The 22,314-nt window shown below is 72.3% G+C and carries 20 protein-coding genes; 14 read left to right on the top strand and 6 right to left on the bottom strand.

Going from position 1 to position 22,314, the window contains the following annotated elements; translation table 11 throughout:
* Positions 1 to 4: 4 nt before the first annotated feature.
* The 4 genes from LQ940_RS09830 to LQ940_RS09845 form a co-directional block, all read right to left on the bottom strand.
* The gene (locus tag LQ940_RS09830) at positions 5 to 1,747 is read right to left on the bottom strand and encodes a sulfatase family protein (RefSeq protein ID WP_231243826.1); all 1,743 of its coding nucleotides are present in this window, start codon (positions 1,745 to 1,747) and stop codon (positions 5 to 7) included.
* A 69-nt stretch (positions 1,748 to 1,816) separates the two neighbouring features.
* Positions 1,817 to 2,320, bottom strand: coding sequence for a uridine kinase family protein (locus tag LQ940_RS09835; RefSeq protein ID WP_231243827.1), 504 nt, complete (start codon positions 2,318 to 2,320; stop codon positions 1,817 to 1,819).
* Between the two features lie 64 nt (positions 2,321 to 2,384).
* Positions 2,385 to 3,617, bottom strand: coding sequence for an amino acid deaminase/aldolase (locus tag LQ940_RS09840; RefSeq protein WP_231243828.1), 1,233 nt, complete (start codon positions 3,615 to 3,617; stop codon positions 2,385 to 2,387).
* A complete protein-coding gene (locus LQ940_RS09845; protein WP_231243829.1) occupies positions 3,617 to 4,048 on the bottom strand; it encodes a hypothetical protein in 432 nt (143 codons plus the stop codon). The genes LQ940_RS09840 and LQ940_RS09845 overlap by 1 nt, the downstream gene beginning before the upstream one ends.
* A gap of 149 nt (positions 4,049 to 4,197) precedes the next feature.
* Here LQ940_RS09845 and LQ940_RS09850 point away from each other — a divergent pair, with 149 nt between their 5' ends.
* The 6 genes from LQ940_RS09850 to LQ940_RS09875 all read left to right on the top strand — a co-directional run bounded on the left by LQ940_RS09850 (position 4,198) and on the right by LQ940_RS09875 (position 8,312).
* On the top strand, positions 4,198 to 4,680 hold the full coding sequence (locus tag LQ940_RS09850) for an SseB family protein (protein ID WP_231243830.1): 483 nt from the start codon (positions 4,198 to 4,200) through the stop codon (positions 4,678 to 4,680).
* A gap of 246 nt (positions 4,681 to 4,926) precedes the next feature.
* Positions 4,927 to 5,676 (top strand): translation initiation factor IF-3, encoded by a 750-nt coding sequence (gene infC, locus LQ940_RS09855; protein ID WP_269214828.1) that lies wholly within the window; start codon positions 4,927 to 4,929, stop codon positions 5,674 to 5,676.
* Between the two features lie 81 nt (positions 5,677 to 5,757).
* Positions 5,758 to 5,952 carry a 50S ribosomal protein L35 gene (rpmI, locus tag LQ940_RS09860; protein WP_193609946.1) on the top strand — a complete coding sequence of 65 codons (195 nt, stop codon included), beginning with the start codon at positions 5,758 to 5,760 and terminating at the stop codon, positions 5,950 to 5,952.
* A 67-nt stretch (positions 5,953 to 6,019) separates the two neighbouring features.
* Entirely contained in the window at positions 6,020 to 6,412 is a 393-nt protein-coding gene (gene rplT, locus LQ940_RS09865) for a 50S ribosomal protein L20 (protein WP_231243831.1), read from the top strand.
* Positions 6,413 to 6,416: 4 nt separating this feature from the next.
* Positions 6,417 to 7,247: a TrmH family RNA methyltransferase gene (locus tag LQ940_RS09870; protein WP_231243832.1), complete on the top strand. Its 831-nt coding sequence runs from the start codon at positions 6,417 to 6,419 to the stop codon at positions 7,245 to 7,247.
* A 9-nt stretch (positions 7,248 to 7,256) separates the two neighbouring features.
* The gene (locus LQ940_RS09875; RefSeq protein WP_231243833.1) at positions 7,257 to 8,312 is read left to right on the top strand and encodes a sensor histidine kinase; all 1,056 of its coding nucleotides are present in this window, start codon (positions 7,257 to 7,259) and stop codon (positions 8,310 to 8,312) included.
* A 31-nt stretch (positions 8,313 to 8,343) separates the two neighbouring features.
* Here LQ940_RS09875 and LQ940_RS09880 read toward each other — a convergent pair whose 3' ends face one another.
* Complete coding sequence (locus LQ940_RS09880) at positions 8,344 to 9,156, bottom strand: DeoR/GlpR family DNA-binding transcription regulator (protein ID WP_231243834.1); 813 nt, start codon at positions 9,154 to 9,156, stop codon at positions 8,344 to 8,346.
* A gap of 233 nt (positions 9,157 to 9,389) precedes the next feature.
* Here LQ940_RS09880 and LQ940_RS09885 point away from each other — a divergent pair, with 233 nt between their 5' ends.
* From LQ940_RS09885 to LQ940_RS09905, 5 genes are all read left to right on the top strand, one after another.
* Positions 9,390 to 11,927, top strand: coding sequence for a LamG-like jellyroll fold domain-containing protein (locus LQ940_RS09885; RefSeq protein ID WP_231243835.1), 2,538 nt, complete (start codon positions 9,390 to 9,392; stop codon positions 11,925 to 11,927).
* A gap of 104 nt (positions 11,928 to 12,031) precedes the next feature.
* The gene (locus tag LQ940_RS09890; protein WP_231243836.1) at positions 12,032 to 13,108 is read left to right on the top strand and encodes an ABC transporter substrate-binding protein; all 1,077 of its coding nucleotides are present in this window, start codon (positions 12,032 to 12,034) and stop codon (positions 13,106 to 13,108) included.
* Between the two features lie 8 nt (positions 13,109 to 13,116).
* Positions 13,117 to 14,688, top strand: a complete 1,572-nt coding sequence (locus LQ940_RS09895) for a sugar ABC transporter ATP-binding protein (RefSeq protein ID WP_231243837.1) — start codon at positions 13,117 to 13,119, stop codon at positions 14,686 to 14,688.
* Positions 14,685 to 15,710, top strand: a complete 1,026-nt coding sequence (locus LQ940_RS09900) for an ABC transporter permease (protein ID WP_231243838.1) — start codon at positions 14,685 to 14,687, stop codon at positions 15,708 to 15,710. The genes LQ940_RS09895 and LQ940_RS09900 overlap by 4 nt, the downstream gene beginning before the upstream one ends.
* Complete coding sequence (locus LQ940_RS09905) at positions 15,707 to 16,714, top strand: ABC transporter permease (RefSeq protein ID WP_231243839.1); 1,008 nt, start codon at positions 15,707 to 15,709, stop codon at positions 16,712 to 16,714. The genes LQ940_RS09900 and LQ940_RS09905 overlap by 4 nt, the downstream gene beginning before the upstream one ends.
* Positions 16,715 to 16,729: 15 nt before the next feature.
* On the opposite strand, the gene LQ940_RS09910 is transcribed toward LQ940_RS09905, so the two are convergent.
* Positions 16,730 to 17,566 carry a phytanoyl-CoA dioxygenase family protein gene (locus LQ940_RS09910; protein WP_231243840.1) on the bottom strand — a complete coding sequence of 279 codons (837 nt, stop codon included), beginning with the start codon at positions 17,564 to 17,566 and terminating at the stop codon, positions 16,730 to 16,732.
* Between the two features lie 89 nt (positions 17,567 to 17,655).
* Here LQ940_RS09910 and LQ940_RS09915 point away from each other — a divergent pair, with 89 nt between their 5' ends.
* The 3 genes from LQ940_RS09915 to pheT are packed head-to-tail and all read left to right on the top strand — an operon-like array spanning position 17,656 to position 22,311.
* A complete protein-coding gene (locus LQ940_RS09915) occupies positions 17,656 to 18,687 on the top strand; it encodes a LacI family DNA-binding transcriptional regulator (RefSeq protein WP_231243841.1) in 1,032 nt (343 codons plus the stop codon).
* 45 nt (positions 18,688 to 18,732) lie between these two features.
* The gene (pheS, locus tag LQ940_RS09920) at positions 18,733 to 19,830 is read left to right on the top strand and encodes a phenylalanine--tRNA ligase subunit alpha (RefSeq protein ID WP_231243842.1); all 1,098 of its coding nucleotides are present in this window, start codon (positions 18,733 to 18,735) and stop codon (positions 19,828 to 19,830) included.
* On the top strand, positions 19,831 to 22,311 hold the full coding sequence (gene pheT / locus LQ940_RS09925) for a phenylalanine--tRNA ligase subunit beta (RefSeq protein ID WP_231243843.1): 2,481 nt from the start codon (positions 19,831 to 19,833) through the stop codon (positions 22,309 to 22,311).
* The last annotated feature ends 3 nt before the right edge of the window (positions 22,312 to 22,314 follow it).

A 22,314-nucleotide genomic window follows, 5' to 3' on the forward strand; every position in this document is an offset into this window, starting at 1 on the left:
CACCCTAGGGGGCTCGGAACCCGTAGGCCGCCAGGACGCGGCGCCAGTAGCTGCGACCCAGGACGCGCTCGCGGCCAGCGCCCGCGCGGAGCTCGGGCGGCAGCGGGGCCAGGCACTCCTGACCATCGCAGTGGCGGGTCTGCCACCAGACCCGGCTCAGCGCTCGCTCGGCCTCGCGGTAGGCCCGCTGCCCGTGGACGTTGCGCATCTGGAGCGGGTCCCGGGCGAGGTCGTAGAGCTCGGTCTCACGGGTCCGGCTCCGGATGTAGGAGTAGCGGGCGGTGCGGATGCCGATCGAGGTGCGGGGTCCGCGGAAGCCGGGGGTCTTGCGGTACGACCCACCGGTGAAGGTGGCCTCGTTGAGGACCGGCGTCGTCCAGCCCTGATCCCCCTCGCGCATGGTCGGGACCCGGCTGATGCCGTCGGGCAGGCGAGGGGGCTCCGCGCTCGCCAGGTCGAGGATGGAGGCAGACACGTCGATCGTGGTGATCGGGTCGTAGCGCTTCGCCTTGGTCCGCATGCCCGGGCCGGTGACCAGGAACGGCACCCGCAGCGACGGCTCGTGGGCGCGGGCCTTGCCGCTGCGCTTGCGGTGCTCGCCGAGGTAGTAGCCGTTGTCCGAGGTGAACATGAAGACCGTGTTGCGCCACTCGCCGCTCCGCTTGAGCTCGCGCACCAGCCGGCGGACCTGGCGGTCCATGACGTAGATCGACTCCGCGCGCTGGCGGGTCAGCTCGGTCATCGCGCGCCTCTCGGCGGCGCTCGGCTCCGCGTTGCGGCGGTAGGCCTCGGGCTTGTCGGAGATGTTCGCCTCGCTGGGTCCGCCGTTCCTGGGCATGCCGGCGCCGCGCGTGATCAGCCGGTCGAAGCGCCCGCGGACCGAGCGCGGGACGGCCGGCGTGCGCAGGTCGTGTGTGTTGCCCGAGGCGTCGGTCATCTGCGCCGGCGGGTCGTCGGACTCGAAGGGTCCACCGAAGTGCGGAGCCACGTAGTTGACGTACATGAAGAAGGGCTTGCTGTCCCGGCCGAACCGGCGGGCCATGTCGACCGAGAAGTCGCCGATCACGTGGGTGTTGTAGCGACCGCGATAGCGGTTGTCGACCTTGCCGTTCACGTTGAACGGCGTGTCCAGGTAGTGGTAGGTGCCGCCGTGGATGCCGACCCCCTCGACGTGGTCGATCGAGCCGCGCCAGTCGGTCCAGCCGTTCGGCACGTGGCGGTAGGACGGCCCGCCACTCACCAGCGAGCGCGCCGGCCCGTAGCGGTTGAGGTACTTGCCGATGAAGCCGGTCGCGTAGCCCGCCTCCGACAGCGAGGTCGCCAGCGTGCGTGAGTCGTCGAAGGCGCCGTAGCCGTAGGGCTCCTCGTGCCACCACACGTGGTGGTTGTGGGCGTACTGGCCGGTGAGGAAGGACGCCCGCGCCGGACAGCAGAGCGGGTACGGGGAGAAGGAGTTCTGGAAGGTCAGGCCGTGGGCGCCGACGAGCTTGCGCAGCGAGGGCATGAACAGCAGGTCGTCGGCGCGCATGTCGTCGGCCATCACCATGACGATGTTGGGACTCGACGGAGCCGCCTCACGCGTGGGGCCGCTCACCACGGGCAGGGGAGCGGCGCTGGGCACGGCTGTCCCGGCGGGGCCCGACCCGGCCGGTCTCTCCGGCTCCTGGGCACCCGAGAGGACGGCCGTCATCACGGCGGCGAGGGCGACCCCGGCCACCACCAGGCGGAGCACTACCCGCGGGGTCACGTTCACACCTTAAGTGACGCTCCTGGGTCGAGTTAGGTTGCGACGCGCACGCAGATTTCTTGTCGCTGGTCAGGTGACCCGGCCGGGGGAGCGGGGCGGGGCGGCTGCGGTGCCGTCGACGATCACGTCCGCGCGGTCCCGGGTGCGCTGCTCGGCGAAGTGCTCGGCCTCGGTGCGCATCCAACGCCGCCACTGCTGCTCGACCTCCGGACCGTCGCGGGTCAGGCCGCGCTGCAGCCGCAGGTCGTCGGGGGCCTCCACCCAGGCCAGCACGGTGCAGCGCGCCGCGTGGGCCAAGGAGCCGGCGCCGACCCCTTCGAGCACCAGCAGCGGTGCGGGGGCGACGGTCACGGTCTCGGCGTACTCCTGCCGGCCCCAGTCGTAGCGCCGGTAGCTGCCGGCGACGCCCTCGGCCAGCGGCAGCAGCAGGCGGTCCAGCTGGTCGGTGACCCTCGGGAGCCCGTCCCAGCCGTCGTAGAGGTCGTCCATCTGCACCACGGGCGCCTCCGCGAGGCTCGCCACGGTGCGGGCGAGCGTGGTCTTGCCGGAGCCGGCGGGTCCGTCGATGCACACGAGTCGCCCCGCGCCGAGCGTCGGGGGCCGCGACCGCGCCAGGTCCAGCAGGTGGCGCGCTGGGTCAGAAGGCGAGCCCATGGCCACGGTAGGAGCGCACGCTCTCGACGATCCGGCTGCCCGAGAGCAGGTGGACCTGGTTGGTGTGCTCGAAGAGCTCGCCGGACTTGGCGTGGCGGAACCACACCAGGTCACCGATCTTCAGCAGCGCGGCGGGGTGGCCGGTGAGTGGGGTCTGGACCTCGCCGGCCCCCTCGAGCCCGGTCAGCTGCAGACCCGCGGGGGCCCACGGGGTCGGCAGCCGGTCCTGGCCGGCGGGCCCGGAGGCCACGAAGCCGCCGCCGTGCACCGTGGCCACCCCCGGGGACGGACGCCGCACCACCGGCAGGGCGTAGAAGGCCGCCGGGCGAGGCTCAAAGGACTGGTAGTGGTCGAAGAGGCCGGGGACCAGCAGCCCGGAACCCGCCGCGACCTCGGTCACCACCGGGTCCGCGACGGTGTCCTCGACCGAGCCCGAGCCGCCGGCGTTCCAGAACTCGAGCTCGACGAGGGCGCCGAGCGCGTCCGCGATCTCGCGCCGGCGGACCTCCAGCTGGCTCACCGACATGGTCTTCAGGCGGCGTACGACGAGCGAGCGGGCCTTCGCGGTCGGCACGTCGTCGGGCACGCCGGCGACCTGGCCCTCGTAGGTCATGGCGCCGACGAGGCGGAAGCCGGGGCGGTCGAGGATGGCACGGGCCAGCCGCGTGACCGAGCCCGCGTCATAGAGGGGCGACCGCTTGGGCCCGACGTGCTGGCGCCCCAGGCGCAGGCCGGCGTCGATCTCGATCGAGACCCGCACCGGTACGGCGTGCGAGGCCCGCACCGAGTCGACGAGGTCGAGGTGGGCCACGTCGTCGACCATGAGGGTGATCCGCCCGGCCGCCCGGGGCGACTGGACCAGCCGGGTGAGCGCGGCAGGGTCGACGGTGGGATAGGCGACGACGATGTCGTCGCTCAGTCCCTCCTCCTCGAGCCAGAGGGCCTCCGAGAGCGTGTAGGCGAGGATGCCCTGGAAGCCGTCCCGGGCGAGCGCCCGGCGGAGCAGGGCGGGCACCCGGATCGACTTCGACGCGACCCGGATGGGCTTGCCGGAGGCCCGGCGTACCAGGTCGTCGGCGTTGGCGTCGAAGGCGTCCAGGTCGACCACCGCGAGCGGGGAGCCCAACGGCTCGGGGTGGGCCGCCACGGCCTCGTTGAGCCGGGCCCAGAGCCGGTTGCGGTCCACGAAGGAGGAGGAGACCGAGAGGGCCGCCATCACTCGATGCCGCGCTTGCGCAGCAGCGCCTCGATCTCGGCCAGGTCGTCGTCGATGGCGGGCTTGCCGGGAGCCGCGGCTCCCGGGCTCTTCGGGAGCTCGCGGCGGCGGTCGCGACGAGGGGCCTGGTCACCGGAGCGCCGCTCCAGCGCCCGGCCGGCTCCGAAGAGGACCACGCCGAGCCCCGCCAGGACCACGCCCGCCCAGACGAGCGGGCTGAAGACCAGCGAGGTGGCCCAGTCGGCCACTGCGTCGCCGATCCGGGTGAGCATCTTCAGGGTCTTGGTCAGGTACGCCGCCAGGGGCAGCAGGGTCAGGCCGGCGCCCTTCAGGGCCGCGGGCAGGCCGCGGCGCTGGTAGGCGAACCAGGTCCAGACCGCGCCGAGCGCGGTCAACACCATGGCGAGGGCTGCCCAGGTCACGTCGTCCACGTCCCCAGCGTGGCACAAACCTCCACGCGGCCCCAGCACGGCCGGGCGCACCGGCTCGGAACGGCATCGAGGCCCGGCGCGTCGCGTCTTGGCCTGGGCTCGACGGGGCGGGTCCTGGGGCACAGCGGGCCGCCCGCCACAATGGCCTGGTGAGCGATCGACGCCTGCTCGGCCCCGGGTTCCCCGACGACGCCGGTGAGGCCGACCCGGCGCTGCGCGCCGCGCTGGCGGCGTACGACGACGCAGCGGCGCTGGCCGCGATCGCCCGGTCGCGGCTGCTGGTGCCGGTGGTCGCGGTGCTGGGGGAGGTCGAGGTGGGCGAGGACGGCCTGGCGCGCGACAAGACCAGCGACATGGCCGCGGTGCTCCTCGAGGGCGCCGACGGCCGGCTCGCGATGCTGGCCTTCACGGGCCTCGACAGCCTCGCCGCCTGGGACCCGGAGGCTCGCCCGGTTCCGGTCACGGCCCGTACGGCCGCGCAATCCGCCCTGCAGGAGGAGGCGGCGGCGCTCGTGGTCGACGTCGCCGGCCCGGCGACCTTCGTCCTCGAGGGCGACGACCTCCTCGGCGTCGCCTCGGGCTGGACGCTCACCACCGTCGGCGGGCGCTCGGCGTGGCTGCGCCCGTCGTGAGTGAGGGCGATTGGGCACGCGGCGGAATAGTCCGTTAGCATGCGGTGTTGACCGATCAGTCCGGGTGACCGGACCGATCACACAAGCGGAGTCAGCTTCATCGTCTCCCACCCGCATCGACCGCCAGGTCGTCGGGTCCGGTCCCGCAGGCTCCGGCCTTGCGCGAGCGCACGTCGCACGCGTGATCCCGAAGTCGGCGGAGTCGCAGAAGCCCGGACGGGTGGACGCGGTGCGACTGGCTTCCGCTTGAGACAAGCGGGAGCCGTTCTTCATTTCGGGCGGCTTCCGGGCCCCGAACACACTGGAGGACACATCAGCACCGAGCTTCGTATCAACGAGCGGATCCGGGTACCCGAGGTCCGCCTCGTCGGACCTAACGGCGAGACGGTCGGCATCGTGCCGACCGACCAGGCCCTCAAGCTGGCCCAGGAGGCCGACCTCGACCTCGTCGAGATCGCCCCCCAGGGCAAGCCGCCCGTGTGCAAGCTCATGGACTACGGGAAGTTCAAGTACGAGAACGCCCAGAAGGCCCGTGAGGCGCGCCGGAACCAGACGAACGTGATCATCAAGGAGATGAAGCTTCGTCCGAAGATCGACGCGCACGACTACGAGACCAAGAAGGGTCACGTGGTGCGGTTCCTGCGCGCCGGAGACAAGGTCAAGATCACGATCATGTTCCGTGGTCGCGAGCAGCACCGCCCCGAGCTGGGGTTCCGGCTGCTGCAGCGCCTCGCCGAGGACGTCTCGGACCTGGGCTTCGTGGAGTCCTCGCCCAAGCAGGACGGCCGCAACATGATCATGGTCCTCGGCCCGCACAAGAAGAAGGCCGACGCGAAGGTCGACCTGCAGGCCGACAAGGAGACCAAGATGGCCGAGCGTGCCGCCGTCGTGGACGCCGAGAAGGCCGAGCGCGACGCCGCGCACGCGGCGGGACCGGTCGCGCAGAAGAAGGAGCGCGGTCGCTCCGAGAACCTCGATCCCGAGATCGAGGCCTGAGACCCGGGCCGGCGCCACGCCGGCCAGCAGCCGATCGGGTCGCGCCCCGCGCGCGACCACGACCGAAAGAGAGAGACAGAGATGCCGAAGAACAAGAGCCACTCCGGTGCCGGCAAGCGCTTCCGCGTGACCGGCTCGGGCAAGATCCTTCGCGAGAAGGCGGGCAAGCGCCACAACCTGGAGAAGAAGGCCTCCAAGGTCACGCGCCGCCTGACCGGCACGGTGGAGGTCGCCAAGGCCGACACCAAGCGCGCCAAGAAGATGCTCGGCATCTGACCCTCGTCCACCCGTTCGTTGGTCGAGGACTCTCGATCTAGCAACTTCAGCACCAAGGAGTAACACCATGGCACGCGTCAAGCGGGCAGTGAACGCCCAGAAGAAGCGCCGTACCACCCTCGAGCGCGCCGCCGGCTACCGCGGCCAGCGCTCGCGCCTGTACCGCAAGGCCAAGGAGCAGGTCACCCACTCCCTGGTCTACAGCTACAACGACCGCCGCAAGAACAAGGGCAACTTCCGCAAGCTGTGGATCCAGCGCATCAACGCCGCCGCGCGTGCGCAGGGCATGACCTACAACCGCTTCATCCAGGGCCTGCACCTGGCCGGCATCGAGGTCGACCGCAAGATCCTCGCCGACCTGGCCGTCAACGACCCGGCCGCGTTCACCGCGATCCTCGAGGCCGCCCGCGCCGCCCTGCCCGAGGACGTCAACGCGCCCAAGGTCGAGGCGACTGTCTAACTCGATGGTGGATGACGGCGCCACGCGCCGGTCCGGTCACCCACCCCTGGCCGCGGGCAACACCCGGGTCAAGGATGCGCGTCGGCTCAGCCGCCGCTCGGAGCGATCCGAGCGGCGGCTGTTCCTTGCCGACGGCCCGAACGCGGTGGAGGCGGCCCTCGAGGTCCCCGGCTGCGTCGTCGAGGTCTTCGCGACCCCGGACGCCACCGAGCGGTACGCCGCCCTGGCGGATGCCGCACCCGCCTGGACGCTCGTCGACGACCGGGCGATGGCGGCGCTCAGCGACAGCGTGACGCCGGCCGGCGTCGTCGGCGTGTGCCGATTCCTGGACCGGCCGCTGACCCACCTGCTGGACCCGGCGCCGGCACTCGTGGCGATCTGCGCGGACGTGCGCGACCCCGGCAACGCCGGCACCGTGATCCGCTCGGCCGACGCGGCGGGAGCGGGGGCGGTCGTGCTCGCCGGCAGCTCGGTCGACGTCTACAACCCCAAGACCGTGCGCGCCAGCGTGGGCAGCGTCTTCCACCTGCCGGTGGCCGTCGTCGACGACGCCGAGCAGGCCGTCCGGGCCGCGCAGGCCGCTGGCTTGGTCGTGCTGGCCGCCGACGGCGGCGGAGACGTCGGCCTGTTCGACGCCGGCGACCTGCTGTCGCGCCCCACCGCGTGGCTGTTCGGCAACGAGGCGTGGGGTCTTCCGGCCGAGCTCGCCGCCCTTGCCGACCATCGGGTCGCGATCCCGATCCACGGCCGCGCCGAGAGCCTCAACCTCTCCACCGCGGCCGCGCTGTGCCTCTACGCGTCCGCGACCGCGCAGCGACGCTCCGCACCCTCGTAGGGTGCACGCATGACCGACGGCACCGCGAGCGCGCAGGCACTGGCCGACGCGCTGCCGGACGGTGTCGTCCTCGCCGACGGCGGCGGCACCGTCGTCCTGGTCAGCCGGCTGGCGGCCCGGATGCTGGGCGGCTCGGTCGCGGAGCTGGTGGGCCGCTCCCTGGCCGACGTGCTGGCCCTGCAGGACCGCGACGGCACGAGCTGGCACGCCGCCAACACGCCGTACGGCGGTCTGGTCACCCGCACAGCCGTCCCCGAGCAGTCGTGGCTGCTGCCCGACGGGACCGAGGTGCTCGTGGCCGCGCGCATCGAGCGGCCGTCGCTGCGTGAGCCGGTCTCCCAGGTGGCGGTGACGATCCGCTCGGGGCGCGGGCGCGCGCGCCTGGACCGCGAGCGCTCCGATCTGGTCGCGACCGTCGCGCACGAGCTCCGCTCGCCGCTGACCGGGGTGAAGGGGTTCGTCCAGGCGCTGCTCAACCGCTGGGACCGGCTCAACGACGAGCAGAAGAAGCTGATGCTCACCACGGTCCATGCCGACTCCGACCGGCTCAGCCGGCTGATTGCCGAGCTCCTCGACGTCGCCCGCATCGACACCGGCCGCCTCCAGCTGCACCCGCGGCCCTCCGATGCGGCCGTGCTGGTGCGGCGGATCGCGGACTCCGTCGGCGCCGGCACGTCGCGTGAGATCAATCTGGACATCGTGGGCGACCTGCCGCAGGTCAACGTCGACCCGGACAAGTTCACCCAGGTGGTGACGAACCTGATCGAGAACGCCGTGCGCCACGGGGAGGGTCGCGTCTGCGTGCGCCTGAGTGCCCTGCCGCAGTCCGCGGAGGCGCCCGGGGTGGAGCTGACCGTGGACGACGAGGGGGACGGCATCCCCGTGGAGCTCCGGCGCCGGGTGTTCACCAAGTTCTGGCGCGGGGGAGTCAGCGGAGGCTCGGGCCTGGGCCTGTACCTCGTCAACGGGCTGGTCCGTGCCCACGGCGGCACCGTGGTGATCACCGACGCCCCCGGGGGGGGTGCCCGGGTCGTGCTCACCTGGCCGTCGGGCAGCATGCTCTGACGGGGAGCTGGGCGACGGGGAGCGGGAGCGCTCAGCCGGTGCGCACGTAGCCGTCGCCGGCCGGGCGGTAGGGAGCGATCACCAGGTCGGCGCCCGACTCGCCGATCATGGTGCGGGCCTCCTCGGACAGACCCTCGTCACTGACCACCACATCGGCCTGGTCCAGAGGCACGATCGTGCTGATGCCGACGATGCCCCACTTGGTGTGGTCGGCGAGCACGACCACGCGCTGGCCGGCGGCGACCAGGGCCTGGTCGGTGTCCGCCTCATGCAGGTTCGGGGTGGTGAACCCGGCCCGGGCGTTCATGCCGTGCACCCCGAGGAAGACCAGGTCGAGGTGGAGCAGGCGCAGCGACGAGACCGCCACCGGCCCCACCAGCGCATCCGAGGGGGTGCGGACGCCGCCGGTCAGGACGACGTTGGGTGCGGCTGCTCCGGCGCCGTGGAGGACGTCGGCGATCCGCATGGAGTTGGTGACCACCGTCAGCCCCGGCACATCGCGGAGGTGGTGGGCCAGCGTCCAGGTGGTCGTTCCGGCGCTGAGGCCGATGGCGGAGCCGGGCCGCACCAGGGCGGCGGCCGCGGCGGCGATGGCCTCCTTCTCGGCGGTCTGCTGGGCGGCCTTGGCCTCGAAGCCGGGCTCGTCGGTGCTCGCCCTGCCCCCACCGGTGACCGTGGCGCCGCCGTGCACCTTCGCCAGCCCCCCTTGGGCGGCCAGGGTGTCGAGGTCGCGCCGGATGGTCATGTCGGAGACGTTCAGCAGCCGCGCCAGCTCGCTGACCCGGACGGCACCACGGTGCTCGACCTCTCGCTGGATCCGGGCCTGCCGCTCGGCTGCGAGCATGTGCGACTCCTGAGGCTGGGGGGCCGTCGGGTGGCCGGCGGCGGACGGCGCTCATCGTAGGGCGTGGCGAGCGCCTGTGAGGACGTGTGCGAATTTGGGCGAGCGTGTTGACATCTCCCATTCTGACCTGTGAGATGACTCACAGGCAACGGCGACGGGTGCGCGACCCAGCGAGAGCCGGCCGAGCCTGCGGCGGGGAGTCCGCCGACGCCGTTCACTCTCGGAGGCGCCCCATGTCGTTGCGTTCCTCGCTCTCGGGTCGGATCGGGCGGCGCCGCGGCGCCCTGGTCTTGGTGGCCGCACTGGCCCTCGGCCCCGCCGTCGTCGCGCAGGCCGGGGAGCCCGCCTCGGGCGCCCAGCAGGAGGGCCGGTGGACGCCGGGGACCCCTCGGCTCACCACCCCATGGACATCGCGGGTCTCACCGCGCAACGCCCTGCCGGAGTACCCGCGCCCTCAGATGCGCCGCTCCGAGTGGCGCAACCTCAACGGGCTCTGGCAGTTCTCGGGGGCGGTGGCCGGCGAGCGGCCGCCGCTGGGCCAACGGCTGCGCGAGCAGGTGCTGGTTCCCTACCCGATCGAGTCGGCGCTCTCGGGGGTGCAGCGCCACGAGGACTACATGTGGTACCGCCGCCTGGTCCGGGTGCCCCAGAGCTGGCGGGTCGGCGAGCCGGGCCGCCGTCTCCAGCTGCACTTCGGCGCCGTGGACTACCGGGCGCGGGTCTTCGTCAACGGGGTCCGGGTGGCGACCCACCAAGGCGGATACGGCGCCTTCAGCGCGGACGTCACCCGCGCCCTGCGCCCGCGCGGACAGCAGGAGATCATCGTCGGCGTCGAGGACCGCACCGACGCGACCTGGCAGCCGGTCGGCAAGCAGCGGCGGGTCCCGGACCGCGGGATCTTCTACGAAGGTGCCTCCGGTATCTGGCAGACGGTGTGGATGGAGCCGGTCGCGGCGCGCCGCATCGCGCACCTCGACATGGTCCCGGACCTCGACACCAGCTCGCTGCGCCTGCATGCCGACGTGTCCGGGTCACCCCCGGGGCTCCAGGTCGAGGCGACGGTGCTCAACGGCGACAGGGTCGTCAGTCGCACGCGTGGACCGGCCAGCCGGCGGCTGCGACTCCCGGTCCCGCGCGCTCGGCTGTGGAGCCCCGACGACCCGCACCTCTACCGCCTCACGGTGCGGCTCAAGGACGGCCGGCGCACGCTCGACCGGGTCGGCTCCTACTTCGGGATGCGCGAGATCGCCACGGCCCGGGGCGCCGACGGGAGGCGCCGGATCACGCTGAACGGCAAGCCGCTGTTCCTGCTCTCCACCCTCGACCAGGGCTACTGGCCCGACGGCATCTACACCGCTCCGACCGACCAGGCGCTGCGCTTCGACCTGGTGGAGCACAAGCGCCTCGGGTTCAATACGGTGCGCAAGCACATCAAGACCGAGCCCGACCGCTGGTACTACCACGCCGACCGGCTGGGGCTGCTGGTCTGGCAGGACATGCCCGCCATGCGCACGGGCAGCCATCAGGTCCCGCCTCAAGCGCAGGCGCAGTTCGAGCGCGAGCTGCACGAGATGGTCGACGAGAAGTCCAGCTGGACCTCGATCATCGGGTGGGTGCCCTTCAACGAGGGCTGGGGCGAGTGGGATCGCGAGGCCACCGGCCGGATCGCCCGCAGCGTCAAGGCCCAGGACCCCAGCCGGCTGGTCAACGCCCACAGCGGCGTCAACTGCTGCGACTCCCTCGGTGACTCCGGTCGAGGCGACGTCCTCGACTGGCACCAGTACGTCGGCCCCGCGCAGCCGGTCCCGGACGCGCGGCGGGTCTCGATCGACGGTGAGCACGGAGGCTTCGGGCTCGAGGTGCCGGACCACATGTGGTTCGAGGACGGTCACGCCTACGAGATGACCCCGGACTCCGCGACCCTGACTCGGCGCTACGTCGAGAACCAGCGCCAGGTGCTCGCGAGCGCCCGGGAGTGCGGCATCAGCGGCTCGGTCTACACCCAGCTGACCGACGTGGAGCACGAGGTCAACGGCTTCCTGACCTACGACCGGCGGGTGCGCAAGATGGACTACGCGCAGGTGCGCGCGGTCAACGAGTCGATCATCGCCGGCGCGGACGGGACCGGCACCGGCGGGCCGCCCCCGGACCCGGGGACGCCGGGCACCCAGGGAGCCCATGCCTACCCCTTCGACGAGGGGAGCGGGACGACCGCGACCGACAGCGTCGGCGACGCCGACGCGACGCTGACCGGGGTCACCTGGACGCCCGGGGTGAGCGGCAGCGCCGCCTCCTTCGAGGGCGGCGGGGAGGCCGACACCGGCGCCGCGCTGCTCGACACGGCCGGCAGCTACAGCGTCTCCGCCTACGCCCGCCTCGACGAGGCCGGCGGCGCCTTCCAGACCGTCGTCAGCCAGGACTCCGAGTCGAGCAGCGCCTTCTTCCTCCAGTACTCCGGGCAGGACCAGCGGTGGGCGTTCAGCTTCGTCGGGCTGCGGGCCCTGTCCCCGGCCCGGCCCGAGGTGGGCCGCTGGTACCACCTCACCGGGGTGCGCGACGCGACCGCCGGGACGATCCACCTCTACCTGGACGGGCAGCTCGTGGCCACCCGCAGCGCCTGCACCGCCGCGGGATCCAGCGGTCACACGGTCATCGGACGCGGGCAGTTCGGGGGCAACAAAGTGGACTACCTGCGTGGCGACGTCGACGACGTCCGGCTCTTCGACCGGGCCCTCACGGCAGCGGAGGTGGCCTCCCTCAGCCGCCGGTGAGAGGACCCTTGTGGGTGATTGCGCAGATCTGTTCGATCCTGTTTTGTTGACAACCTCGGTGTGACGGCTGTCTCACCCTCGACATCCTTCGCAAGGAGCACTTCATGACGAGCACCACCGTGACGGGCTGGAAGCTGGTGACCGCCGCGGCGGCCGCTGCCCTGGCCCTGGCAGGCTGCACCAACTCCGGCGACGAGGATGCGAGCGACCGCCCCGCCGGCGACGACGAGCAGGTCGTGAAGGAGAGCGAGTCCGGCGGGCCGGGGTGCACTCTCGAGAAGTACGGCGCCAAGAAGCTCGACCTGAAGAACGCCGTGGTGGGCTTCTCGCAGTCCGAGCCCGACACCGCGGCGTTCCGGGCGGCCGAGACCGCCTCGATCCGCGAGGCCGCCGAGCAGGCCGGCGTCAAGAAGCTGATCGTCACCAACGCCAACGCCGAGCTGCCCAAGCAGATCGCCGACGTCCAGGACATGCTCAACCAGGGCGTGCAGATGCTGATCGTGGCTCCGGTCAACTCCGACGGCCTGGACCCGGCCCTCGACGCGGCCAAGCAGAAGGGCGTGCCCGTCCTCACCATCGACCGCAAGGTCACCAACCAGCCCTGCTCGGACTACGTCGCGTTCCTCGGCTCGGACTTCTACGACCAGGGCCAGCGGGCGGCCGACGCCCTGGCCGACGCCACCGGCGGCGAGGGCACGGTCGCGATCCTGCTGGGCTCCTCGGGCAACAACGTCACCGACGAGCGCAACGCCGGCTTCAAGGACCGGGTCGCGGAGGAGTACCCCGACCTCGACATCGCGGAGGAGCAGACCGCGAACTTCGCCCGCGACGAGGGCCAGTCGGTGACCGAGCAGCTGCTGCAGTCCAACCCCGACATCACCGCGATCTACGCCCACAACGACGAGATGGCGCTCGGTGCGGTCACCGCCGTCGCCGCGGCCGGCAAGGACGCCGGCGAGGACATCAAGATCGTCTCGATCGACGGGACCCGCAACGCCGTGCAGGCCATCGTCGACGGCGACATCAACGCCGTGATCGAGTCCAACCCGCGCTTCGGCCCCCTGGCCTTCGAGACCATGACGAAGTTCTACGCCGGCGAGGAGATCCCCGAGGACGTCATCATCGAGGACGACGAGTACAACTCCGACAACGCCGAGCAGGACCTCGGGAAGGCGTTCTGAGGCCTGGCGTGAGCATCTCCGAGCAGACCGCGTCACAGGACGGCACCACACCGGTCCTGGAGACGGTGGGTGTCACCAAGACCTTCGGTGGCGTGCACGCCCTGCAGGGCGTGGACTTCCGGCTCTCGCCTGGGGAGATCCACGCCCTCGTCGGGGAGAACGGCGCCGGCAAGTCGACGCTGATCAAGGTCCTGACCGGCGTCTACACCCCCGACGCGGGGGAGGTCCGCTACGTGGGGGAGACCCAGCACTTCCGTCGTCCCTCCGACGCGCAGGACGTCGGCATCTCCACGATCTACCAGGAGGTCAACCTGGTCCCGTTGCTGAGCGTGGCGCGCAACATCTTCCTGGGCCGGGAGCCGCGCAACCGGGTGGGGCTGATCGACGTCCGCGCGATGAACCAGCGGGCCCGCGAGCTGATGCGGGAGCTGACCATCGACCTCGACGTCACCACCGAGCTCGGCCGCCTCGGTCTCGGCGCCCAGCAGATGGTCGCGCTGGCCCGTGCCATGTCGGTGGAGAGCCGGGTCGTGATCATGGACGAGCCCACCTCCTCCCTGGAGGCCAAGGAGGTCGCGACGCTCTTCGCCGTGGCGCGGCGGCTGCGCGAGCGGGGGGTCGGGCTGGTCTTCGTCTCGCACCGGCTCGACGAGCTCTGGGAGCTGTGCGACCGGGTCACGATCCTGCGCGACGGTAGCTGGGTGCACACCGGGCCGATGGCCGCCCTGAGCCGGCTCGAGCTCGTCTCGCAGATGCTGGGGCGCGACGTCGAGGAGGTGGCCTCCGAGGGCGCCACCGAGTTCGGCGCGTCGCACCGGCGCACCGGGGAGCCGGCCCTGGTCGTCTCGGGGATCGAGGTGCGCAACCGCCTGCACGGCATCGACCTGTCCGTGCGACCCGGCGAGGTCGTCGGGCTCGCCGGGCTCCTCGGCTCCGGGCGCAGCGAGACGGTCAAGGCCGTCTACGGCGCCCTGCACACCGACGGCGGCCAGGTGACGGTCTCGGGCAACAAGGTGCGACCCAACTCCGTACGCCGGGCGCTCAAGGCCGGGATCGCGCTGCTGTCCGAGGACCGCAAGGCGGAGGGGATCGTCCCGGACCTCTCCGTGCGCGACAACATCGCGCTGGCCGTCCTGCCCCGGGTCTCCCGCGGCGGCGTGGTCTCCGAGGCGCAGATCGACCGGCTGGTCGAGACGTTCATGCGGCGCCTGAAGATCAAGGCGTCGAGCCCGCAGCAGAAGGTGCGCGAGCTCTCCGGGGGCAACCAGCAGAAGGTGCTGATCGCCCGCTGGCTGTGCACCGAGCCGATCGTGTTCCTCCTCGACGAGCCCACCCGCGGCATCGACGTGGGGGCCAAGAGCGAGGTCCAGGCGCTCATCGACGAGCTCGCCCAGCAGGGCCTGGCCGTGGTGCTGATCTCCAGCGAGATGGAGGAGCTGGTGGAGGGAGCCGACCGGATCGTCGTGCTGCACGACGGCTCGGCGCGGGCCGAGCTGGACAGCAGTGACCTCAGCAGCTCCGAGCTGCTCCGGGCCCTCGCCGGGGACCGAGTGACTGCGAGCGAAGGAGAGGCATCGTGACCGACACCGCGAGCCCCGCCACCACCGGGGCGAGCACGCCGGAGCCGGCGGGCCGCAGCGGGGGCAGCGCCCCGCGCCGCCGCATCGACAGCGACTGGGTGCGCCGCAACGGCGTCTTCGTCGCGCTGCTGCTGCTGCTGGTCTTCAACCTGTTCTTCACCGACAACTTCGCCACGGAGGGCACGCTGCGGCTCCAGCTGGTGCAGGTGGCCCCGGTCCTGATCGTGGCGCTCGGCATGGCGCTGGTGATCGGCACGGAGGGCATCGACCTGTCCGTCGGCGCCGTCATGGCCCTCGCCGCGGCCCTGATCCCGCTCTACATCGGCTACGGCACCGGCATCTCGATCGGCATCTCGCTCCTGGCCGGCGTCGTCGTGGGGCTGATCGCCGGGGTCCTGGTCGCCCACGTCGGCGTCCAGCCGATCGTGGCGACGCTCGGGCTCATGGTGGCCGGGCGTGGCGTGGCCAACCTGTTCGGCGGGCAGATCAAGAGCATCCGCGACGAGGGCTTCCGCGAGCTCGGCACGGGCAGCGTCCTCGGGATCCCCTACGTCGTGGCCATCGCGGCGGTCGTCGCGGTCGTCGTCGGTCTGGTCGTACGCCGCTCGACCTACGGCCGTCAGCTGGTCGCCATCGGCGGCAACAAGCTCGCCGCCGAGCTGGCCGGGCTGCCGGTCAAGCGCGTGCTGGTGACGACGTACGTCGTCTCGGGCCTGCTCGCCGCCATGGCCGGCATCCTGCTGGCCGCGCGCTCGCAGGCCAGCGACCCGACCAAGCTCGGACTGCTCATGGAGCTCTCCGCGATCACGGCGGTGGTCATCGGCGGCACCCCGCTCTCGGGCGGGCAGGTGCGGATCCTCGGCACGGTCGCGGGGGCGCTGCTGATGCAGCTGATCACGGCCACGCTGATCTTCCACAACATCCCGGACTCCTCGGCACAGATCGTGCAGGCGGTGATCGTCATCGCGGCCGTCTACGTCCAGCTGGGGCGGGGCACGAGCAGGAAGCCGAGGAAGACATGAGCCTCACCGAGGCCGACCCCGCCACCGGCAACTCGCCCGAGGCTGCCATGGCCTCCCGGGCGCGCTTCGCGGCGCTGGTCCAGCGTCAGGGCGCCCTGGCGATCTTCGTCCTGGTGATGGTCGTGGCGAGCTTCAGCTTCGACACGTTCCTGAGCCGCGGCAACCTCACCGGCATCGCGGTGCAGGCGTCGTTCCTGGCGATGCTGGCCCTCGGGATGACGTTCGTGATCATGACCGGCGGCATCGACCTGTCGGTCGGCAGCGTCTTCGCCCTGGGCGGGGTGCTGGCGGCCTGGGGCTCCCAGCACGGCACCCTCGTGGCGTTCGCGCTGCCGCTCGGCGTGTGCGGGCTGATCGGGCTGGTGCAGGGGGTGGTCATCGCCCGAGGCGGGCTGCCGCCGTTCATCGTGACGCTGGCGGGCCTGCTCTTCGCCCGCGGGCTGCTGCTCCTGCTCACCGACGAGGGCGCCACCACCTACAAGGTCCCGGCCGGCTCGGCGTTCCGCAAGCTGGCGCAGAGCGAGCTCCTCGGGATCCCCTACCCGGTCCTGCTGGTGGTGCTCTTCTTCGCCATCGGCGCGCTGATCCTGCACCGCACCTCGTACGGCGCGACGGTGCTGGCGATCGGGGGACAGGAGGACGCCGCCGAGCTGATGGGGCTCCCGGTCCAGCGCACCAAGGTCGTCACCTACGTCGCCTCGGCCCTGCTGGCCGGCTTCGGCGGGATCATGATCGCCTCCTACACCTCCTCGGGGGTGACCATCCTGGGCGTCGGCCTGGAGCTGGAGGCCATCGCCGCCGTGGTGGTGGGCGGCACGCTGCTCACCGGCGGGGCCGGCACGATCCTGGGCACCCTGATCGGCGTCCTGCTGCTGCAGGTGATCAAGAACGTCATCAACCAGGTGGGCTCGCTCGACTCCGACTGGCAGGCCGTCGTCAGCGGCACCATCCTGCTCGGCGTCGTCACCCTCCAGCGCTGGCTGACCCGCGCCGAGCGCACCTAGCGAGCCGAGGGAGGGTCAGGCCTCGCCCATCACCAGGCCCTCGATCGTGTGCTTCTGGGTGATCGGGGTGAGCTCCTCGACCACCGGACACGACAGGTGTCGGCGCACCCGCTCGGGCAGCGCGTCCCAGAACCCCCGGGTCACGGCCAGATCGTGCTTCTCGTCGTTGCCGGCGCCCGGGGCGTCGACGCCGAGCACCAGGACCGGGCGGGACTTCTCCGAGTGGTTCTGCGTGCCCCGGTGCACCGTCAGCGCGGATCGCGCGGAGATGTCACCCCGCTGCGGGTACTTGCGCACGGCCAGCTCCTCGTAGCGGGAGTAGGCCGACGTCGGCGGGAACATGCCGTGCTCGAAGTCCTCCCCGGTGTCCCAGTGGGTCCCGGGCGCCACCTCGAAGGGGCCCATGTCCTCCGCGGTGTCGACGCAGGTGACGTTGAAGGCCAGCGAGGTGAGTCGCCTCTCCTCGCGCGTCTCGCGGGGACTGGGGAAGTCGCGGTGCCAGGGCTGGTTGACGGCGCCGGCGAACGGGATGTCGAAGCCGACCTCCACGATCGTGTAGTCCGGTCCGAGGACGGTCTCGCAGACCGCGCGCACCCACGGGTGGTCGACCAGGTCGACGAAGCCGCGCAGGGCCTCGGGATGGACCTCGACGTAGTAGCGGTGCGGGCCGCGCCCCACGGCGCCGCCCTCGCGGGAGCGGGCCTCCTCGAAGGCGGCCTCCACGTCCTCGCGGAGCTGCTCGACCCACTCCTGTGAGAACGCGGACTTGCAGCCGACGATGCCGTCGGTCTGGATGGTGGATGAGATGACGTCCGGGTCGATCGGGACGTCGAGTGCTGCGGTGGTCGTCATCGAAACTCCTGCCGAGTCGGGTGTCGGGATCAAGTTTGCAACGTTGCAATGCCACGTTGCAATACCCTGTGCCCGGGAGGTCCGGATTCATGCCAGCCAAGCTCAAGGACGTGGCCGTCCGCGCCGGGGTCTCGGTGCGCACGGTGTCGAACGTCGTCAACACCCCCGAGGTCGTGGCCGAGGACACCCGGCGGCGGGTGCTCCTGGCCATCGAGGAGCTCGGCTACCGCCCCAACGTGGCCGCCCGCCAGCTGCGCCGCGGCCGCTCGGAGGTGATCGGCCTGGTCGTCCCGGAGATCGACTCGCCGTACTTCGCGGAGCTGGCCGCCTACGTCGTCCGTGCCGCCGAGGCCCGGGGCTGGACGGTGCACATCGAGCAGACCGACGGCAGCGGCCCGCGCGAGCGCGAGCTCCTCGACGGGGCGCGGGGTCAGGGCGTCGACGGGGTGATCTTCAGCCCGTGGTCGATGACCGCCGACGAGATCTCGCGCCGCACCGCCGCGCCGCCGGTGGTGATGCTGGGCGAGCAGCCCGGCGTGGGCGCCGTGGACCACGTCGCGGTCGACAACCGGGTGGCCGCCGCGAGCGCCACCCGGCACCTGCTCGCCTCCGGGCGCCGCAGGATCGCCGCCGTCGGGCTGCAGCCGCACTTGCGCAACCAGACGGCCCAGCACCGGCTGGCCGGCTACCGCGACGCGCTGGCCGAGGCCGGCGTACCGGACGACGAGCGCCTGCACGTCGCGGTCGAGCGGCTGCACCACGAGGACGGGGTCCGCGCGATGCGGCGCCTCGCCGAGCTCGACGAGCTGCCGGACGCGCTGTTCTGCTTCACCGACCAGCTGGCACTGGGCGCGCTGCGGGCCTGTGCGAACCTGGGCCTGCGGGTCCCCGAGGACGTCGCCCTCGTGGGCTTCGACGACATCGAGGCCGGTCGCTACGCCGTCCCGAGCCTCACCACCGTCGGCCCCGACAAGCAGCGACTCGCCGAGGTGGTCCTGCGCTGCCTGGAGGAGCGGATGCGCGACCACGCGCTGCCCGGACGCGACCTCGTGGTGCCGCACCGGCTGCTCGTGCGGGAGAGTGCGCCCGCCCCGGCGGACCCCGCGCCACGGGCAGAGTGACAACCGGTTCGCGCGGCGTCGAGCAACGTTCCTAGACTTCACCCCGTGTCCGGACCCAACAGCGACTACGACCCCGTGGAGGTCAGTGCCTTGCAGCCCGAAGAGGTGGCCGCCGCCCGAGACGCCGCGCTGGCGGCGTTCGCCGCGGCCCGCGACCTCGAAGAGCTCAAGGCGGCCCGCCTCGAGCACGCGGGGGACCGCTCGCCGCTGGCCCTGGCCAACCGCGAGATCGGGGCGCTGCCGCCGCAGGCGCGCAAGGAGGCCGGGCAGCGCGTCGGGCAGGCCCGGGGTGCGGTCAACCAGGCGCTCGCCGCGCGCCAGGAGGTGCTGGAGGCCGAGCACGAGGAGCGGATGCTGGCCGACGAGGCCGTGGACGTCACGGTCCCGACCGACCGCCTGCCCGCGGGAGCCCGCCACCCGCTGACCACCGGCTCGGAGCTGATCGCCGACATCTTCGTGGCCATGGGGTGGGAGGTCGCGGAGGGCCCGGTCATCGAAGCCGAGTGGCTCAACTTCGACGCGCTCAACCTCGGTCCGGACCACCCGGCGCGCACCATGCAGGACACGTTCTGGACCGCGCCCGCCGAGGACCACCTGGTGCTGCGCACCCACACCTCGCCGGTCCAGGCGCGCACCATGCTCACCCGCGAGCCCCCGATCTACGTCGTGTGTCCCGGCCGGGTGTTCCGCACCGACGAGTACGACGCCACGCACAGCCCGATGTTCCACCAGGTCGAGGGGCTGGCCATCGACGAGGGCATCACGATGGCCCACCTCAAGGGCACGCTCGACCACTTCGCCGCCGCGATGTTCGGCGAGGGCATCACGACCCGCTTCCGGCCGTCGTACTTCCCCTTCACCGAGCCCAGCGCCGAGGTGGACCTGGTCTGCTTCGTCTGCCGGGGCGTCGACGCCGACGCCTGCCGGACCTGCCGCGGCGAGGGCTGGATCGAGTGGGGCGGCTGCGGCGTGGTCAACCCGCGCGTGCTCACCGCCTGCGGCGTCGACCCGGAGCGCTACTCCGGCTTCGCCTTCGGCATGGGCATCGACCGCACCTTGATGTTCCGGCATGGACTCGAGGACCTGCGCGCGCTCTTCGAGGGCGACGTCCGCTTCACCACCGCCTTCGGAAGCGAGCTGTAGATGAAGACCCCCGTCTCCTGGATCCGGGAGTACGTCGACCTGCCCGCCGAGGTCACCACCGACGAGCTGACCGCGCGCCTGACCGCGCTCGGGCTCAAGCTCGAGGCGATCGAGCGACCCGGCGAGGCGATCACCGGCCCGCTCGTGGTCGGCCGGGTGCTCACCATGGAGCCCGAGCCGCAGAAGAACGGCAAGACCATCAACTGGTGCACCGTCGACGTCGGCGACGCCAACGGCACCGGCGAGCCGCAGGGGATCGTCTGCGGGGCGCACAACTTCGCCCCCGGAGATCTCGTCGTGGTCGTCCTGCCCGGCGGCGTCCTGCCCGGCGACTTCGCCATCTCCGCGCGCAAGACTTACGGCCACGTGTCGGCCGGGATGATCTGCTCGGCTGCGGAGCTCGGTCTCGGCGAGGACCACGACGGCATCATCGTGCTGCCGCCCGACGCCGGCGCTCCCGGCGAGAGCGCCTTCGGGCTGCTCGGGCTCGACGAGGAGATCATCGAGTTCGAGATCAACCCCGACCGCGCCTACGCGCTCTCGCTGCGCGGCGTCGCCCGCGAGGCGGCCCTGGCCTACGGCGTGCCGTTCCACGACCCGGCCGCGCGCGAGGTGCCCGCGCCGGACGCCGACGGCTACCCCGTCATCATCGAGGACCCCGCCGGCTGCCCGGTCTTCGCCGCGAGGCGGGTCACCGGCTTCGACCCCACCGCGCCGACCCCGGCCTGGATGGCCCGGCGCCTCCAGCAGGCGGGCATGCGCCCGATCTCGCTGGGCGTCGACGTGACCAACTACGTCATGCTCGAGCTCGGCCAGCCCATCCACGGCTACGACGGCGACCGGCTCGACGGCGCGCTGCACGTGCGCCGAGCCGTCGAGGGGGAGCGGCTCACCACCCTCGACGGCGTCCGGCGGGTCCTGTCGGAGGAGGACCTGGTCATCGTCGACGGATCCGGCCCCATCGGCCTGGCCGGCGTGATGGGCGGGGCCACCACCGAGCTCTCCGAGGCCACCACGCACGTGGTGATCGAGGCCGCCCACTGGGACGCCGTCTCGATGTTCCGCACCGGCAAGCGCCACAAGCTCTCCTCGGAGGCCGGCAAGCGCAACGAGCGCGGCGTCGACCCGCTGCTCCCGGCCGTCGCCGCCGACCGGGTCGCCGAGCTGCTGACGACGTACGGCGGCGGCACGATCGAGCCCGGCGCCACCCTGGTCGGGGTGGTCCCGGAGTCGCCGGCCATCCAGATCGACGCGGATCTGCCGGCGCGGATCACGGGCATGCCGATCACCCCCGAGACCACCGTCGCGCACCTCGAGGCGGTCGGCTGCGTCGTGCGGGCCGACGGCGGGCGCCTCACCGTCACCCCGCCGACCTGGCGACCCGACGTCAGCGACCCCTACGACCTCGTCGAGGAGGTCGCGCGGATCGTCGGCTACGACCAGGTGCCGTCGGTGCTGCCCCGCGAGGCGGCGGGCCGCGGGCTCAGCCGGACCCAGCGGCTGCGCCGTAGGGTCGGGCGGCTCCTGGCCGGCGCCGGCTGCGTCGAGGTCGTGAGCTTCCCGTTCGTCGGCGAGGCGACCTTCGACGCGCTCGGGCTGGCGGGCGACGACGTATTGCGGCGCACGATCCGGCTGGCCAACCCGATCTCGTCGGAGGAGCCGTCCTACACGACGACCCTGCTGCCCGGGCTGCTGAAGGCCGCGGCGCGCAACCTCGGGCGCGGGGCCACCGGCGTCGCGCTCTTCGAGACCGGCACGGTCGCCTTCCCGGTCGACCGCGGCCCGGCGCCGATCTACGGCGTCGACCGCCGCCCCGACGACGCCGACCTGGCCAAGCTTCTCGAGGCGCTGCCCGAGCAGCCGCTGCACCTCGGGCTCGTGCTGGCCGGCGAGGGCGAGCGGTCCGGCTGGTGGGGCCCGGGCCGGGAGAGCGGCTGGGCCGACAGCCTGGCCCTGGTGCGCCGGCTGGCCCGTGACCTGGGCGTCGAGCTCACGGTCTCCTCGGACTCGCGCGCGCCCTGGCATCCCGGGCGGTGCGCCCGGCTCGAGGTCGGCGGGGTCGAGTTCGGCCACGCCGGCGAGCTGCACCCCAAGGTCTGCAAGGCGTTCGGCCTGCCGGCGCGCAGTGCGGCGGTCGAGCTCGACCTGGACTTCCTGATGAGCCGTGCGGTCGAGGTGGTGACGGGGCCCGAGCTGTCCTCGTTCCCGCTGGCGAAGGAGGACGTCGCGCTGGTCGTCGACGCCGACACCACGGTGGCCGAGGTCGAGTCTGCCCTGCGGGAGGGAGCGGGCGACCTGCTGGAGTCGATCCGGCTCTTCGACGTCTTCACCGGCGACCAGGTCGGCGAGGGGCGCAAGTCGCTCGCGTTCGCGCTGCGCTTCCGCGCCCCCGACCGCACCCTCACCGAGGAGGACACGGGTGCGGCGCGCGACGCGGCCGTCGCGGTGGCCGCCGAGCGTTGCGGCGCGGTGCAGCGCTAGCGG

The sequence above is a fragment of the Nocardioides sp. cx-173 genome, assembly GCF_021117365.1.
GTDB lineage: Bacteria > Actinomycetota > Actinomycetes > Propionibacteriales > Nocardioidaceae > Nocardioides.

Bases quoted from the DNA above. Each gene is read 5' to 3' on its own strand.
- LQ940_RS09840 (WP_231243828.1), bottom strand. From the start codon at position 3,617: ATGGCGGCCCTCTCGGTCTCCTCCTCCTTCGTGGACCGCAACCGGCTC.
- rpmI (WP_193609946.1), top strand. From the start codon at position 5,758: ATGCCGAAGAACAAGAGCCACTCCGGTGCCGGCAAGCGCTTCCGCGTG.
- rplT (WP_231243831.1), top strand. From the start codon at position 6,020: ATGGCACGCGTCAAGCGGGCAGTGAACGCCCAGAAGAAGCGCCGTACC.
- LQ940_RS09870 (WP_231243832.1), top strand. From the start codon at position 6,417: ATGGTGGATGACGGCGCCACGCGCCGGTCCGGTCACCCACCCCTGGCC.
- LQ940_RS09875 (WP_231243833.1), top strand. From the start codon at position 7,257: ATGACCGACGGCACCGCGAGCGCGCAGGCACTGGCCGACGCGCTGCCG.
- LQ940_RS09880 (WP_231243834.1), bottom strand. From the start codon at position 9,156: ATGCTCGCAGCCGAGCGGCAGGCCCGGATCCAGCGAGAGGTCGAGCAC.
- LQ940_RS09885 (WP_231243835.1), top strand. From the start codon at position 9,390: ATGTCGTTGCGTTCCTCGCTCTCGGGTCGGATCGGGCGGCGCCGCGGC.
- LQ940_RS09890 (WP_231243836.1), top strand. From the start codon at position 12,032: ATGACGAGCACCACCGTGACGGGCTGGAAGCTGGTGACCGCCGCGGCG.
- LQ940_RS09905 (WP_231243839.1), top strand. From the start codon at position 15,707: ATGAGCCTCACCGAGGCCGACCCCGCCACCGGCAACTCGCCCGAGGCT.
- LQ940_RS09910 (WP_231243840.1), bottom strand. From the start codon at position 17,566: ATGACGACCACCGCAGCACTCGACGTCCCGATCGACCCGGACGTCATC.
- LQ940_RS09915 (WP_231243841.1), top strand. From the start codon at position 17,656: ATGCCAGCCAAGCTCAAGGACGTGGCCGTCCGCGCCGGGGTCTCGGTG.
- pheT (WP_231243843.1), top strand. From the start codon at position 19,831: ATGAAGACCCCCGTCTCCTGGATCCGGGAGTACGTCGACCTGCCCGCC.